The organism is Methylobacterium sp. CB376, assembly GCF_029714205.1.
GTDB lineage: Bacteria > Pseudomonadota > Alphaproteobacteria > Rhizobiales > Beijerinckiaceae > Methylobacterium.
In genome coordinates this window covers 4,706,929-4,721,848 of record NZ_CP121648.1, presented here as the reverse complement: position 1 = coordinate 4,721,848, position 14,920 = coordinate 4,706,929, and the positions used below count along the sequence as shown (strand labels likewise).

The window sequence follows — 14,920 nt, the reverse complement described above, 5'->3', positions numbered from 1 at the left end:
CGCGCTCTTAGGCGGTGGCGCAGAGTCCGGCAAGCCGCTCGCCCGAGCCGCGCGGCGGCCGGGACGCGCCGCGCCGCGGCTTCTCGTGCGCTTGCGAATGGCTGCGGTCCGCCTCACATTAGAGTGCCTCGGCTTTCAACCTTTTGATGAACACGCGAGATCCTCCTCCCCTGCCTGCCGGCTCAGGCCAAGCCCGCAGCCTCGCCGAGTTGAACGAGCGCTCGCGCGAGATCTTCCGCCAGATCGTCGAGAGCTACCTGGCGACGGGCGAGCCGGTGGGCTCGCGCAACCTCGCCCGCATCCTGCCGATGACGCTGTCGCCGGCCTCCGTGCGCAACGTCATGGCGGACCTCGAACAGGCGGGCCTGATCTACGCCCCGCACACCAGCGCGGGGCGTCTGCCGACCGAGACGGGCCTGCGCTTCTTCGTCGACGCGCTGCTCGAACTCGGGGATGTCGGCCAGGAGGAGCAGGGGCGGATCGAGGCGCAGATGCGCGCCGCCGCCTCCCGCCACACCTTCGAGACCGCGCTCACGGAGGCGACCGTGATGCTGTCGGGCATCTCGCGGGGGGCGGGGGTCGTGGTCACGACGAAGCAGAACGCCAACCTGCGCCACATCGAGTTCGTGCGGCTCGATCCCGGGCGCGCCCTGGTGGTGCTCGTCTCCGAGGACGGCTCGGTGGAGAACCGCCTCGTCGACCTGCCCCTCGGGCTCCCGTCCGGCGCCCTGCAGGAGGCGTCGAACTTCCTCAACGCCCGCATCCGGGGCCGGACGCTCGGCGAGGTGCGCGCCGAGATCGAGACCGGGCGCGAGGCGATGAAGCGGGAACTCGACGCCCTCACCGAGCGGCTCGTCGAGGCGGGGCTCGCCCGCTCGGTCGGGCCCTCCGACGAGCGCCAGCTGATCGTCCGCGGGCAGGCCAACCTGCTGGAGGATCTGCGCGCCGCCGAGGATCTGGAGCGGATCCGCCTGCTGTTCAGCGACCTGGAGAGCCAGAAGGACGTCATCGACCTCCTCACGCGCGCCGAGGGCGGCGAGGGCGTGCGCATCTTCATCGGCTCGGAGAACAAGCTGTTCTCGCTCTCCGGCTCCTCGATGATCGCCGCGCCGTTCCGGGACGGCCGCCAGAAGATCGTCGGGGTCGTCGGCGTGATCGGTCCGACCCGGCTCAACTACGCCCGCATCGTGCCGATGGTGGACTTCACCGCCCGGCTCGTCTCCCGGATGCTGGAGAGCGGCCGGGCGTGAGCGCCGCGCGGGGGCGGCCCCGGCGCGGGACGCGCCCGCCCGCACCGGCCGCCGACGCGGCCGCGCTGCCGCCCGCCTTCCTGGCCTGGTTCTCGGCGCGGGGCTGGTCGCCGCGGCCGCACCAGCTCGCGCTGCTCGCCGCCGCCCGGGCGGGCCGCTCGGCGCTGCTCGTGGCGCCGACGGGGGCCGGCAAGACCCTGGCGGGCTTCCTGCCGACCCTGGTCGAGCTCGCGGAGCGGCCGCCCGGCGCGCGCGGCCTCCACACGCTCTACGTCTCGCCCCTGAAGGCGCTCGCCGTCGACATCGCCCGCAACCTCGACGCGCCGGTCGCGGAGATCGGCCTGCCGATCCGCGTCGAGACCCGCACCGGCGACACGCCCGCCCACAAGCGCGCCCGCCAGATCGAGCGCCCGCCCGACATCCTGCTGACCACGCCCGAGCAGCTCGCGCTGCTGATCGCCCACCGGGAGGCCGAGACCCTGTTCGCCGGCCTGAAGCGGGTCATCCTCGACGAGCTGCACGCGCTGGTGACCTCGAAGCGCGGCGACCTCCTGGCGCTGGGCCTCGCCCGCCTGCACCGCCTCGCGCCGGGCCTCGCCGCCACCGGCCTGTCGGCCACCGTGCGCGAGCCGGAGGCGCTGCAGCGCTACCTCGTCCCGCAGGCGCCCGAACCGCGCCTCGCCGAGCTGATCACGGTCTCGGGCGGGGCGAGGCCCGACCTGCGCCTGCTGGAGGCGAGCCGCGCCCTGCCGCTCGCCGGGCACACCGCCTGGCAGGCGATGCCGGCGATCTACGACCTGATCCGGCAGCACCGGATGGTGCTCGTCTTCGTCAACACGCGGCTGCAGGCGGAGTACACCTTCCAGGAACTCTGGAAGCTCAACGAGGACGCGCTGCCGATCGCGCTCCACCACGGCTCCCTCGACGCCACGCAGCGCCGCCGCGTCGAGGCCGCGATGGCGGAGGGGCGGCTGCGCGCCGTCGTCTGCACCGCCACCCTCGACCTCGGCATCGACTGGGGCGACGTCGACCTCGTGGTCAATGTCGGGGCGCCGAAGGGCGCGAGCCGGATCATGCAGCGGATCGGCCGCGCCAACCATCGCATGGACGAGCCCTCCCGGGCCTACCTGGTGCCGGCGAACCGCTTCGAGATCCTGGAGTGCCGCGCCGCCCTCGACGCCGTGGAGGAGGCCGCCCAGGACACGCCCGACCCGCGCCTCGGCGCCCCCGACGTGCTCGCCCAGCACGTGCTCGGCATGGCCTGCGCGGGCGGCTTCGCGGTCGATGACCTGTACGAGGAGGTGCGCGCGGCCGCGCCCTATGCGGACCTCGCCTACGAGGACTTCGAGCAGGTGGTCGATTTCGTCGCCACCGGCGGCTACGCCCTGCGCGCCTACGAGCGCTTCGCCAAGATCCTGCGCGGTCCGGACGGGCTGTGGCGCGTGCGCGACGCCCGCGCGGCGCAGGCCTACCGGATGAATGTCGGCACGATCATCGAATCGACCCACGTCAAGGTGCGGCTCGCCCGGGGCGTGCGGGGCAAGCCCGGCACGATCCTGCCCCGGGGCGGCCGGGTGCTCGGGGAGATCGAGGAGGATTTCGCCGAGACCCTGACGGTCGGCGACACCTTCCTGTTCGCGGGCGAGATCCTGCGCTTCGAGGGCCTGCACGAGGACGAGGCGCTGGTCACCCGCGGCGCGCCGGGCACCGACCCGGCCATCCCGAGCTACGCGGGCGCGAAATTCCCGCTCTCGACCTTCCTCGCCGCCCGGGTGCGCCAGCTCATCGCCGACCCGTTCGAGTGGGACCGGCTGCCCGCCCAGGTCGCCGACTACCTGCTGCTGCAGCGCCGCCGCTCGATCCTGCCCGGCCCGCGCGACCTCCTGGTCGAGACCTTTCCGCGCGGGTCCCGCCACTACCTGACCTGCTTCCCGTTCGAGGGCCGCCTGGCCCACCAGACGCTCGGCATGCTGCTGACCCGCCGCCTCGAGCGGGCGGGGCTGCGCCCCCTCGGCTTCGCGGCCAACGATTACGGGCTGGCGATCTTCGGCAGCCGCGACGTGGCCGAGCGGATCGGTCGCGAGCCCGGCTTCCTCGACGCGCTCTTCGCGCAGGACATGCTCGGCGACGACCTCGAAGCCTGGCTCGACGAATCCGCCATGATGAAGCGCACCTTCCGGCAATGCGCGGTCATCGCCGGGCTGATCGAGCGCCACCATCCGGGCCTGCGCAAGACCGGCCGGCAGGTCACGATCTCGACCGACCTGATCTACGACGTGTTGCGCAAGCACGAGCCCGACCACCTGCTGCTGCGGGCGGCGCGCCAGGATGCGGCAACCGGACTCCTCGACGTGCGCCGCCTCGGCATGATGCTGTCGCGCATCCAGGGGCGAATCATCCACAAGGCGCTCGACCGCGTCTCGCCCCTCTCCGTGAACGTGATGCTCGAGATCGGGCGGGAGCGGGTCTACGGGGAGGGGGCCGACGAGATTCTGGCCGAGGCCGAGGCGGCGCTGCTCGACGAGGCGCTGTCCTGACCGCGACGAGCCCGGCCCCGGCTCCAAGGAAGAGACGCAGTGACGCCGGCCCTGAAGCTCGACAAGACGCGCAAGACCCCTGCCCTGACCCTCGCCGGCGAAGCCCTCACCCTCGATCTGAGCGGCGCCCTCTGGCTCGACGCGCACCGCACCCTGGTGGTCTCGGACCTGCACCTGGAGAAGGGCTCCTCCTTCGCGGCGCGCTCGGGCCAGTTCCTGCCGCCCTACGACACCCGCGAGACGCTGGCGGCCCTGCACGAGGTGGTGGCGCGGTTCGACCCGGCCCGCGTGGTGGCGCTCGGCGACTCGTTCCACGATGCGGGCGGCCCGGGCCGGATGGATCCGGGCGACCACGCCCTGATCGCCGCCCTGCAGGAAGGGCGCGACTGGGTCTGGATCAACGGCAACCACGACCGCGCCGTGCAGGACGGCATCGGCGGGCGCTTCGCCGACGCGCTGGCGCTCGGCGGGCTGGTGCTGCGCCACGAGCCGCGGGACGGGGCCGCGCCGGGCGAGGTGGCGGGCCACCTGCACCCGGTCGGCAAGGTGGTGATGCGCGGGCGGGCGGTGCGCCGCCGCTGCTTCGCGACCGACGCGACCCGCCTCGTGATGCCGGCCTTCGGCGCCTATACGGGCGGGCTCAACGTGCGCAGCCCCGCCTTCGACGCGCTGTTCCCGACCGGGCTCACGGCGCATCTCCTCGGCGACGGCCGCCTGTTCGCGATCGGGCGGGCGATGCTGGTCCGGGAGTGAGCGGCGGCCGCGCGGGCCGCGCCCGTCCCGCTCCGGGGTTCGGACCGGCACGAGCGGACCGGCGCGAGAGCCGATCCGGCACCGGCGATGGACGCCGGCCGCGGAACCGCGCCGGGGAGCCCGGCCCCCGGCGCCGCCCCGCGCGCGTCACGCCCCGGCCGCCGTCTTGTCCGGGTAGCGGCACAGGTCCGCGATGACGCAGCGCCAGCATTCCGGCTTGCGCGCCTTGCAGGTGTAGCGCCCGTGCAGGATGAGCCAGTGATGGGCGTTGAGCCGGTAGGGCTCGGGCACGATCGCCTCGAGCCCCTCCTGCACCTTGTCGGTCGTGGTGCCGGGCGCCAGCGGGATCCGGTTCGAGACCCGGAAGATGTGGGTGTCCACCGCGATGGTCGGCTCGCCGAAGGCGACGTTGAGCACCACGCTCGCGGTCTTGCGGCCGACCCCCGGCAGCACCTCCAGGTCCTCGCGCCGCCGCGGCACCGCCCCGCCATGCTCCGCGACCAGGATCGCCGAGAGCGCGATGACGTTCCTGGCCTTGGTGTTGAACAGCCCGATGGTGCGGATATGCGCGCGCACCACCTCCTCGCCCAGCGCCAGCATCGCGGCCGGATGATCCGCCTTCGCGAACAGGTCGCGGGTGGCGAGGTTGACGCTCCGGTCCGTCGCCTGGGCGGACAGGACCACCGCGACGAGGAGCGTGTAGGGGTTGAGGTATTCCAGGTCCGAGCGCGGCGACGGGTTGGCGGCGCTCAGCCGCGCGAAGATCTCGGCCAGGGTCGCCGCGTCCACCGGCTCGGGCGCCCGCGCGGGCGCGGTCGGGGGCACGGTCGGGGGCGCGACCAGGGCCGCCCCCGCCGCCTTCACTTTCGTGGGAGCGTCGCGCTTTCGTCGCGTCATAGCCGCCTTATATTGAGCCGATGCAGAGCGGCAAGGGACAGGAGGGGCCGTCCATGCGCCATCCCGACGGGCGCGATCCGGACTCGTTCGAGCGCCCGGTCTTCTCGGCGGTGATCCGGCCCCATTGCTCGCTCGGCCGGGCCGGGTTCCAGGCCGTGATGGCGGGGTGCTGTCTCGTGTCGCTGGTGACGAGCCTCGTCTTCCTGCGCCAGGGCTTCTGGCCGATCGCGGGCTTCTTCGGCCTCGACATGCTGGCCCTGTGGGTCGCGCTCAGCGTCAGCATGCGGCGCGGGCGCTCCTTCGAGCAGGTGATCATCAGCCCGATCGAGATCCTGCTGGCCCGGGTCAGCCCCCGGGGCGAGCGGGCCGAGTGGCGCTTCAATCCCCTGTGGAGCCGCCTGCACAAGGTCGAGGACGACGAGTACGGGCTGCAGATTCTGGCGATCGTCTCCCGCGGCCAGCGGGTGCTGGTCGCCCGCGACGCCTCCCCGCCCGAGCGCGAGACCATCGCGGAGGGCATGACCCGGGCGCTGGCCCAGGTGAAAAAGGGATTATGACGTGAAAAAGGGATTATGACGTGAAGAGGGGGTTCCGAGCGAGCGGCCGATCCGCCCGGAGGGCCGCCCGGACACGCAGCGCGCGCCGATGCTGCGGCAGGCCTCGTTCCACCCGCATCAGGTCTTTCGGCGCAGCCACTCCCGCAGCTTCGTGAAGCGCGGCCGCATCGTCCCTCCCCGCACGGCGATCGCCACCGCCCTCCTCTGCGCCACCAGCACCACGAGCTGCTTGCCGCGGGTCACGCCCGTGTAGAGGAGGTTGCGGGCGAGCATCGTGTAGTGCTGCAGCGCCACCGGGATCACCACGGCCGGGTATTCCGACCCTTGCGCCTTGTGGATCGTGATCGCGTAGGCCGGCGCGAGGGCGTCGAGCTCGTCGAAGGGCCACGCCACCTCGCGCCCGTCGAAGCTCCCGATCAGCACCCCCTCCTCGGGATCGAGCCGCGCCACCACGCCGAGATCGCCGTTGAAGACGTCGCGGTCGTAGTCGTTCTGCACCACCATCACCCGGTCGCCCGGCGCGAAGCGCCAGCCGAAGCGCTCGACGGCGAGCGGCGGGTTCGGATTGAGCACCTGCTGCAGGGCGTGATTGAGGTGGCGGCTGCCGAGCGCCCCGCGGGTCATCGGGCAGAGCACCTGCACGTCGCGCACCGGATCGAGACCGAAGCGGCGGGGGATGCGCCGCGTCACGATCTCGACGAGCCGCTCCGCCCCGACCTCGGGGTCCTCGATCTCGACCAGGAAGAAGTCCCCGGACGCATCGGCGCTGCCCTCCGGCATCCGCCCGGCCCGGATGCGGTGGGCGTTGACGATGATCCGGCTCTCCGCCGCCTGCCGGAACACCTCGGTGAGCCGCGCCACCGCGACGGCGCCCGAGGCGATCACGTCGGCCAGGACCTGCCCCGGCCCGACGGAGGGCAGCTGGTCCACGTCGCCGACGAGCCAGAGCGCCGCGTGCCGGGGCAGCGCCCGGGTGAGCGCGTTCATCAGCGGCACGTCGATCATCGAGGCCTCGTCCACCACGAGGAGGTCGCAGCGCAGGGGATCGTGCTCGGAGCGCTGGAATCCGCCGCGGACGGGATCGACTTCGAGGAGCCGGTGCAGAGTCTTGGCGGGCCGGCCGGTCTGCTCGCTCATCCGCTTGGCGGCGCGCCCGGTCGGCGCCGCGAGCAGCACCTCGGCCTCGACGCCGCCGAGCAGGCGCAGCAGCGCGTCGAGCGTGCTGGTCTTGCCGACGCCGGGCCCCCCGGTGATCACCGCGACCTTGGCGGAGAGCACCGTGCGGGCCGCCTCGCGCTGCGAGGGCGAGAGGCGGCGCCCGGTCTCGGCCTCGACGGCGTCGAGGGCCGGGTCGACCGCGATCTCGCCCCAGGGCAGCGGCGCGGCGTCGAGGGCGGCGAGGCGCTCGCCGATCGCCCGCTCGGCCGCGTGCAGCCCGCGCAGGAAGACGTGGGTCTCGCCGCCGATCGTGTCCGCCACGATCGCGTCGCCGCCCAGCTCCTCCGCGAGCGCCGTGCGGGTGAGGCCCGGGTCGACGCCGAGGAGGTCGGCCGCCCGCGCCACGAGGTCCGGCACCGGCAGGGCGCAATGGCCCTCGTCCATCGCGGCCTGCAGCGCGTGGGCGAGGCCGGCCCGGAGCCGCGCCGGGGCGGTCGGCGGCAGGCCGAGCCTGGCGGCGATGGCGTCGGCGGTCCGGAAGCCGATGCCGCGCACGTCGCGGGCGAGGCGGTAGGGATCCTCGCTCATCACGGCGATCGACTCGGCGCCGTAGGTCTTGTGGATGCGCACGGCCCGCGCGGTGCCGACGCCGTGCGCGTGCAGGAACACCATGATCTCCCGCACCACGCGGTGCTCGGCCCAGGCCGCCACCAGCCGCGCCGCCCGGGTCGGGCCGATCCCCGGCACCTCGGTGAGGCGCTCAGGGTTCGCCTCGATCACCGCGAAGGTCTCGCTGCCGAAGGCCGCGACGATGCGCTTGGCCATCTGCGGGCCGATGCCGCGCATCTGGCCGGAGGCGAGGTAGCGGGCGATTCCCTCCGACCCGGTCGGGGGCGTGCAGGCCAGGGTGTCGGCGCGGAACTGCAGCCCGTGCTGGCGGTCGCTGACCCAGGCGCCGGTGGCGGCGATCCACTCCCCGGCCGCGACCGCCGGCGCGTGGCCCACCACCGCGACGAGGTCGCGCCGCCCGCGGGCCTTCACCTTGAGGACGCAGAAGCCCGTCTCGGCGCTGTGGAAGGTGACGCGCTCGATCGACCCCGCGAGGGCGTCGCGGGGCGCGTCGGCGGCGCCGGCCCGGGCCGGCCGGCGCGAGGTGGAGGATCCAAGCATCGGGTCAGGGCCAAGATCGGGGCGGCCCGGGCCCGGCGCAACCCTCTACCAGCGCTCGGGCACCTCCTCCGGCGGGATCGGCGCCGCGCCCGGCGCGCGCGACGGGAAGCGGTCGCCGGGCTCTCCCTCCTCGCGCCACGGCCGGTGGTGCCAGTGCGGGCGGGCCTCCGCGGCCTCCTCGCAGACGCGCACCCGGCGGATGCGCTCCTCGCCGTCCGGGCCGATGCGGCGGCGCACGAAGACCCGGCAGGTCTCCCCGCCCTCCGCGAGAGGCGGAGGCGGGGCCCAATCCGGGCGGCCGCCATGGGCGATCGGCGGCCCGTCGAGATCGGCCGCGAGAGCGGGGGCGGCAAGGAGGACCAGGGCGGCGCAGGCGCCCAGGCGGAGGAGACGTGTCATGGCCGGGGACTCCGGGGCAGCCGGGGGGCTGTCACGGTCCGGATCATGGTGTGGGCCGGATGAAGCCGGCCTGAGGGACGCGTTCGGCCGGCGTACAGGGACGGGCTCACGCCCGCCCCGGCACGAGCCGGATCAGCTGCCGCGTCGCCCCGTCCACCGCCGCCCGGGAATAGAGGAGCGGCAGGTGGCCCCGCCCGGCCCAGGTCTCGGCGTGGTCGGCGTAGTGGGGCGAGCGCGGGTCGCCCGACTGGCCCGGCCCGTTGACGAACAGGCTCGCGTCCCACTCCCCGACATCCAGCACCATGCGGAAGGAGGCGCCGTGGGTGACCCGGAACGTGTCCGGGCGGTAGCCGGCATACATCACCGTGACGCCCGAGCCGCCGAGCGGCAGGCGCGGGACGTCGTGGCCCGAGAAGCCGAGCGGCGCGAGCGGGTGGACGAGGTGGGCGTGGTGCAGGCGCCCCCAGGCCCAGCCGGCCGGATCCGCGCCGAGGCGGGCGGCGGCGTCGCGGAAGGCCTCCGCGAGAGTCCGGCCGAGAATCCGGTCGCGCGCGGCGCGGTCGAGGGGCGGCGCGGGCGCGCCGAGAAGCCCGAGCAGCGCCTCGGTGTCGCCGGGGGCGAGGAGTTCCGCCGTGGCCCGGTCGGGCGCGAGCGCCGCGAGGAGCGCCGGGCGCAGATGGTGCACCCACCAGATCTCGAGCAGCGCCGCCGCCGCGGATTCCTCGCGCAGGCGCCCGTCGAAGCCGGCGAGCAGCGCCAGGGGCTCGCGCAGCAGCGGGCCCGCCTCCCCGCCGAGCGCCTCGCGGGCGAGCCCGGCGAGCGCCAGGGCCGGGTGCGAATGATCGTCGCCCTGGAGGGCCGCCGAATCGGCGAGGCCGTGCCGCGGCTGCCCCGCCAGCACCGCCCGGATGCGCCGCGCCCGCCAGGGCTCGTGCCACTCGTGACCGAGGCGGTGGGGGTAGCCCTCCGGCAGGTTCATCTCGTTGGCGCTCGCCACGAATCCCTCCGGCGGGTCGATGCGGCGCGGCAGATCCTCGGGCGCGACGAAGCCGTCCCACTCGTAGCGGCCGTCGCCCGGCACCGGCATCAGGCCGTCCCAGTTCGGGCGGCGCGGCGCCTTGCCGGCCACGAACCAGCCGATCCGCCCGGACACGTCCGCGTAAAGGTGGTTGACGCTCGGCGCCGACCAGTGGCGCAGGGCAGCGCCGAACGCCTCCGGGCTGTCCGCGTCGAGATAGGCGAGGCTGCCGAGATAGGCCGCGGTGCCGGGCTCGGTCCAGACCGTGCGCAGCGCGAAGGCCCGGCGCCCCACCCGGTCCTCGTGCACGACCGGACCGTGGCGGGTGAAGGCGAGGCGGTGCTGCGCCTCCGGCCCGCCCCGGACCGGGGCGGTCTCGGTCACGATCCGCATCCGCTCCCAGCCCTCGCCGTAGCGGTAGAGGTCGGGGTCGTCTTGGTGGGTCTCGTAGACCAGGAGATCCTCCTGGTCGATCGGCGCGATGGTCAGGCTGAAGGCCGCCCGGCCGTTATGGCCGATCGAGATCCCCGGCAGGGCCGGCTCGCCCGCCCCGATCACGTCGAGGCCCGGCGCGCTGAGGTGCACGACGTAGCGCAGCGACGGGAGCGTGATCGCCCGGTGCGGGTCGCTCGCCAGGATCGGCCGCCCGGTCGCCGTGCGGGAGGGCGCCACGGCCCAGTTGTTCGAGCCGTCGGGCGGCCCGTCCTCCGGCGGGCGCCGGGCCGGGCCGACCGCGCCGAACTCGTCCACGAAGGTCCAGGTCTCGGCCTCGTCCCGCCCCGCCAGCAGCCGGTCGGGCCGGAAGCCAACGCCGGCGGTCGCGAGGCGCACGGCGTCGATGACCTCCGGGGGCACCTGCGCCGGGTCGAGCCCCTCCGGGACGGCCGGCCGGTGGTCCGGCGCCAGGATCTTGCGGAAGCGGTCGAGGGCCAGGCCGCCTTGCGCCGCGAGCCGGGCGCGGGCGACCTCCGAGGGGGCGTTGCGGGTGAGCGCGTGGCTGCGGATGCGCGCGACGTCCAGGGCCTGCCAGCGCGCCGGCCGGGTGCCCATCCGGGTGAATTCCGGCGGCAGCCAGGCGGGATCCGCCTCGGTCAGGCCGACGAAGGCGTTGATCCCGCCGACGAAGGCCTCCGCGACGGCGCGCGCCTCCGAGGTGCCGTAGGCGGCCCACTCGGCAGCCTCGTCGCCGCGATAGAGGAACAGCCGCGCGGCGCGGTCCTGCGCGAGGTAGCCCGGCCCGAAATCCCCCGCGAGCAGGCCGAGCCCGCGCTTGCGCCAGAGATCGATCTGCCACAGCCGGTCCCGCGCCGCGTTGAAGCCCTGGACCAGGAAGGCGTCGCGGCGGGAAAGCGCCCGGATGTGCGGGACGCCCCAGCGGTCGATGCGGATCTCGGCCGGGTGCTCCAGCCCCGGGACGTCGAGGGTCAGGGTTGCCGGCGCCATCGCTGCTCCTTCGTGCCGCGCGGCCAGTGTCGGCAGCGCGGCCTTCCCTGTCCAATCGGGTCAGGTCTGCGCCCGGTGCTCGGCGGGCACCCGCCCGCGCTCAGCGCCCCGCCAGTTCCTTGAGCAGGGCCTCGTGGAACTCGTCCGGCGCCTGGACCTGCGGCGCGTGGCCGAGTTCGGAGAATTCCACGAGCTTGGCGTCCGGGATGCGCTTGGCCACGTCGGGGCCGAGCTGGTCATAGCGCCCGAGGGTGGCGGCGAGGTCGGGATGGACCCGGTTGGCGCCCTGCGCGGTGCGGTCCTTGCCGCCGACGATCAGGATGGTCGGCACGCGCAGGCGCTCGAACTCGTGCACCACCGGCTGCGTGAAGATCATGTCCGACAGCTGCGCCTGATTCCACGCCACCCGGTCCCCGCCCGGGCCCGCGTAGAGACCGGCCTGCATCTCGACCCAGCGATCGTATTCTGGCTTCCACTGGTTATTGTAGTAGAATTTCAGCTGGTAGGCCTTGATGCTCTCGGCGCTGGTCTTGCGCTCCTGGGCGTAAAGGACGTCGATCGGTGTATAGGGTACTCCCTTCTCGCGCCAATCCTCCAGGCCGAGCGGATCGACCATGACGAGCTGGTCGACGGAGTCGGGGAACATCAGCGCGTACCGGGCCGCCAGCATGCCGCCCATCGAGTGGCCGATGATCGTCGCCTTGGCGATGCCGAGGGAGTCGAGCAGCGCCCTGGTGTTGGTCGCGAGCTGCTCGAAGCTGAACTGGTAGCCCGCGGGCTTGGTCGATTTGCAGAAGCCGACCTGGTCGGGGGCGATCACCCGGAACCCGGCCTCGCTCAGCACCGCGATGGTCCGCTCCCAGGTGGCGGCGCAGAAGTTCTTGCCGTGGAGCAGTACGGCGGTGCGGCCGTTCGGCGTGGCGGGCGCCACGTCCATGTAGGCCATCGTCAGCCCCTGCCCCTGCGACGAGAAGGCGTGGCGACGGACCTCGTGCGGGTAGGCGAAGCCTTCGAGTTCCGGCCCGTAGGGCCCGGCCGCCTGTCCGGGACCGCCGAGGGCGAGGACGAGGAGGCCGGCGCGGACGAGGTGCGACATCGATGTCTCCGGGCGGGTGGACGCGCGGCGGGCCGCGCTCCGGGGAATGACAACGCGCGGCGGGGCCGAGGTTGGGGCACGAGGACCGCGCGGAGCCGCGCTTGCGTTTCCGCCGCCGGCCGCTCATATAGGCGCCGGGAGGTTGGCGGGGGACGTTTCACTCGCCAACCGGGTCAGGTCCGGAAGGAAGCAGCCCTAACGAGAACGAGCGGGTTCTCGTCCAGCCTCCCACCCTCATCTCCCCGAGCGCGCGCGCGAGGCAGCCCCCGCCTCCGCCGCCCTCCGCGACCGCGGCGCATGGACGAGACCACCGGCACGCCCTCGACCGACGAGCCGGGTTTCCCGGGTTTGGCCCCGCCGGCGGCGCCGGCCGCCGCGCCCTACCGGGTGCTGGCGCGCAAGTACCGCCCCCAGAGCTTCGACGACCTGATCGGCCAGGGTGCCATGGTGCGCACCCTGGCGAACGCCTTCGAGGCCGGGCGCATCCCGCAGGCCTGGATGCTCACCGGCGTGCGCGGGGTGGGCAAGACCACCACCGCCCGCATCCTGGCGCGCGGGCTCAACTACGCCCTCGCCGGGGACGCGAAGGCCGGCCCGACGATCCGGATGCCGACGCTCGGCCTGCATTGCGCGGCGATCATGGAATCCCGGCACATCGACGTGCTGGAGATGGACGCCGCCTCCCATACCGGCATCGACGACGTCCGCCAGATCATCGACGGCATCCGCTACGCCCCGGTCTCGGCGCGCTACAAGGTCTACATCGTCGACGAGGTCCACATGCTGTCCGAGAAGGCGTTCAACGCCTTCCTGAAGACGCTGGAGGAGCCCCCGCCGCACGCGAAATTCGTCTTCGCCACCACCGAGATCCGCAAGGTTCCGGTGACGATCCTGTCGCGCTGCCAGCGCTTCGACCTGCGCCGGGTCGAGGCGGGCACGCTCGTCGCCCACCTGCACAGGATCTGCGACGCCGAGGGCGTGGCGGTGGAGCCCGAGGCGCTCGCCGCCATCGCGCGGGCGGCGGAGGGCTCGGTGCGCGATTCGCTCTCCCTCCTCGACCAGGCGATCGCGCACGGCGCGGGCCGGGTCACGGCCGAGACCGTGCGCGACATGCTCGGCCTCGCCGACCGGGCGCGGATCATCGACCTGTTCGAGGCCGCCATGCGGGGCGACGCGCCCGCGGCCTTCGCGGAACTGCACGGTCAGTACGAGGCCGGCGCCGATCCCGCGGTGGTGCTGCAGGACCTCGCCGGCTTCACGCACCTCGTCACCCGCCTGAAGGTCGCGCCCGAGACCGCCCGCGCCGACACCGCCCTGAGCGAGGCCGAGCGGGGCCGCGGCAGCGACTTCGCGGACCGGCTCTCGGTGCGGGCCCTGTCGCGGGCGTGGCAGATCCTGCTCAGGGCGATTCCCGAGGTGCAGGCGGCGCCCCGTCCCCTCGCGGCGGCCGAGATGGCGCTGGTGCGCCTGATCTACGCCGCCGACCTGCCGACCCCGGACGAGGCCCTGCGGCAGGTGCGGGAAGGCGGCGGCGCGGCGGTCCCGCCCGCCGGCCGCCCTCTGCCCGCCGCCCCGCCCGGCCCCGCCCTGCGCGCCCTGCCGGACGCCCGCCCCGCGCAATCCGCCGCGGCGGCCCGCCCGGCCGCCGCCCCGGCGCAGGCGCAGCACGCGGCCGAGCCGGCCCTGCGGCTGCGGCGCTTCGAGGACGTGGTGGCGCTCGCGGAGGCCAAGCGCGACATCGGCCTCAAGGCCGCCCTGGAGCGCGACGTGCACCTCGTGCGCTTCGAGGAGGGCCGCATCGAGTTCCGCCTCGCCGAGGCGGGCCGCCCGAGCCTCGCCAACGACCTCGCCCGCGCCCTCGACCTCTGGACGGGGCGGCGCTGGGTGGTGGCCCTGTCGCGGGAGACCGGCGAGGCGACGCTGGCGGCCCGGGCCGAGGCCGCCCGCGAGAGCCGCCACCAGGGCGCGGCGGCGCATCCCCTGGTGCAGGAGGTGCTGAAGCGCTTCCCGGGCGCCCAGATCGTGGATGTGCGGGAGAGGCCGCCCGAGGCACCCGCCGAGGAATTCAGCCCCGAGGAATTCAGCGCCCCGGAGGAGCCGGAGGCGGACCAGTAGCGGCCGCGGCTCCCCTGCCCCACATTGGGCGGATGCGACCGCCGGAGGACTCGTCATGCGCGACATCATGGGCCTGATGAAGCAGGCCCAGGCCATGCAGCAGAAGATGGCCGACCTGCAGAACGAACTCGACGCGGTCGAGGTCTCGGGCGCGGCCGGCGGCGGGGCCGTCACGGTGACGATGACCGCCAAGGGCGTCATGAAGGGCGTGACCCTCGACCCCTCGCTCCTGGTGCGGGAGGACAAGGAGATCCTGGAGGACCTGATCGTGGCGGCGGTGAACGACGCCCGCGCCAAGGGCGAGCGCGCTGCCCAGGAGCGGATGCAGGAACTCACCAAGGGCCTGCCGCTCCCGCCCGGCATGAAGCTGCCGTTCTGATTCCGGCGAGGGCGGGCTCCGGACCGTCGCTCGCAGCCTCGCGGCGCTCCTCGCGCCGGGCGGGTCCCCCGCGCGCCGGCGACGCGGCCCGTTCCCGTCGAAACCCGTGCGGGCCCGGGGAGCCCGCGCCCAGCGTCCAGGGATGGTC

Annotated in this window: 11 protein-coding genes and 1 other RNA gene; 7 read left to right on the top strand and 5 right to left on the bottom strand. The window is 74.2% G+C overall.

Annotation, left to right across the window (positions count from 1 at the left end; genetic code table 11):
* The first annotated feature begins 146 nt into the window (after nt 1-146).
* Genes hrcA through pdeM form a run of 3 tightly spaced genes read left to right on the top strand, consistent with a single transcriptional unit; the run spans nt 147 to nt 4,540 of the window.
* The gene (gene hrcA, locus QA634_RS21570) at nt 147-1,250 is read left to right on the top strand and encodes a heat-inducible transcriptional repressor HrcA (protein ID WP_012333992.1); all 1,104 of its coding nucleotides are present in this window, start codon (nt 147-149) and stop codon (nt 1,248-1,250) included.
* Entirely contained in the window at nt 1,247-3,787 is a 2,541-nt protein-coding gene (locus tag QA634_RS21565) for a ligase-associated DNA damage response DEXH box helicase (RefSeq protein WP_012333991.1), read from the top strand. The genes hrcA and QA634_RS21565 overlap by 4 nt, the downstream gene beginning before the upstream one ends.
* 39 nt (nt 3,788-3,826) lie before the next feature.
* Nucleotides 3,827-4,540 (top strand): ligase-associated DNA damage response endonuclease PdeM, encoded by a 714-nt coding sequence (pdeM, locus tag QA634_RS21560; RefSeq protein WP_012333990.1) that lies wholly within the window; start codon nt 3,827-3,829, stop codon nt 4,538-4,540.
* A 147-nt stretch (nt 4,541-4,687) separates the two neighbouring features.
* Here pdeM and nth read toward each other — a convergent pair whose 3' ends face one another.
* The gene (nth, locus tag QA634_RS21555; RefSeq protein ID WP_012333989.1) at nt 4,688-5,437 is read right to left on the bottom strand and encodes an endonuclease III; all 750 of its coding nucleotides are present in this window, start codon (nt 5,435-5,437) and stop codon (nt 4,688-4,690) included.
* 53 nt (nt 5,438-5,490) lie between these two features.
* Between nth and QA634_RS21550 the strand changes: the two genes are divergently transcribed.
* Nucleotides 5,491-5,994: a DUF2244 domain-containing protein gene (locus tag QA634_RS21550; protein ID WP_012333988.1), complete on the top strand. Its 504-nt coding sequence runs from the start codon at nt 5,491-5,493 to the stop codon at nt 5,992-5,994.
* Nucleotides 5,995-6,111: 117 nt separating this feature from the next.
* Here the strand turns inward: QA634_RS21550 and recD2 are convergent, their stop codons facing one another.
* The 4 genes from recD2 to QA634_RS21530 all read right to left on the bottom strand — a co-directional run bounded on the left by recD2 (nt 6,112) and on the right by QA634_RS21530 (nt 12,278).
* Nucleotides 6,112-8,322, bottom strand: coding sequence for an SF1B family DNA helicase RecD2 (gene recD2 / locus QA634_RS21545; protein WP_012333987.1), 2,211 nt, complete (start codon nt 8,320-8,322; stop codon nt 6,112-6,114).
* A 45-nt stretch (nt 8,323-8,367) separates the two neighbouring features.
* Nucleotides 8,368-8,721, bottom strand: coding sequence for a hypothetical protein (locus tag QA634_RS21540; protein ID WP_012333986.1), 354 nt, complete (start codon nt 8,719-8,721; stop codon nt 8,368-8,370).
* Nucleotides 8,722-8,827: 106 nt separating this feature from the next.
* On the bottom strand, nt 8,828-11,182 hold the full coding sequence (locus QA634_RS21535) for a penicillin acylase family protein (RefSeq protein ID WP_012333985.1): 2,355 nt from the start codon (nt 11,180-11,182) through the stop codon (nt 8,828-8,830).
* Between the two features lie 100 nt (nt 11,183-11,282).
* The gene (locus QA634_RS21530; RefSeq protein ID WP_012333984.1) at nt 11,283-12,278 is read right to left on the bottom strand and encodes an alpha/beta fold hydrolase; all 996 of its coding nucleotides are present in this window, start codon (nt 12,276-12,278) and stop codon (nt 11,283-11,285) included.
* Between the two features lie 136 nt (nt 12,279-12,414).
* Between QA634_RS21530 and ffs the strand changes: the two genes are divergently transcribed.
* From ffs to QA634_RS21515, 3 genes are all read left to right on the top strand, one after another.
* Nucleotides 12,415-12,511, top strand: an RNA gene (gene ffs / locus QA634_RS21525) — signal recognition particle sRNA small type.
* 64 nt (nt 12,512-12,575) lie between these two features.
* A complete protein-coding gene (locus QA634_RS21520; protein WP_012333983.1) occupies nt 12,576-14,393 on the top strand; it encodes a DNA polymerase III subunit gamma/tau in 1,818 nt (605 codons plus the stop codon).
* 55 nt (nt 14,394-14,448) lie between these two features.
* Nucleotides 14,449-14,772, top strand: coding sequence for a YbaB/EbfC family nucleoid-associated protein (locus QA634_RS21515; protein WP_012333982.1), 324 nt, complete (start codon nt 14,449-14,451; stop codon nt 14,770-14,772).
* Nucleotides 14,773-14,920 lie beyond the last annotated feature (148 nt).

Coding starts and splice junctions, on each gene's coding strand:
- nth (WP_012333989.1), bottom strand. CDS start 5,437: ATGACGCGACGAAAGCGCGACGCTCCCACGAAAGTGAAGGCGGCGGGG.
- hrcA (WP_012333992.1), top strand. CDS start 147: ATGAACACGCGAGATCCTCCTCCCCTGCCTGCCGGCTCAGGCCAAGCC.
- QA634_RS21520 (WP_012333983.1), top strand. CDS start 12,576: ATGGACGAGACCACCGGCACGCCCTCGACCGACGAGCCGGGTTTCCCG.
- QA634_RS21535 (WP_012333985.1), bottom strand. CDS start 11,182: ATGGCGCCGGCAACCCTGACCCTCGACGTCCCGGGGCTGGAGCACCCG.
- recD2 (WP_012333987.1), bottom strand. CDS start 8,322: ATGCTTGGATCCTCCACCTCGCGCCGGCCGGCCCGGGCCGGCGCCGCC.
- QA634_RS21515 (WP_012333982.1), top strand. CDS start 14,449: ATGCGCGACATCATGGGCCTGATGAAGCAGGCCCAGGCCATGCAGCAG.
- QA634_RS21540 (WP_012333986.1), bottom strand. CDS start 8,721: ATGACACGTCTCCTCCGCCTGGGCGCCTGCGCCGCCCTGGTCCTCCTT.
- QA634_RS21530 (WP_012333984.1), bottom strand. CDS start 12,278: ATGTCGCACCTCGTCCGCGCCGGCCTCCTCGTCCTCGCCCTCGGCGGT.
- QA634_RS21550 (WP_012333988.1), top strand. CDS start 5,491: ATGCGCCATCCCGACGGGCGCGATCCGGACTCGTTCGAGCGCCCGGTC.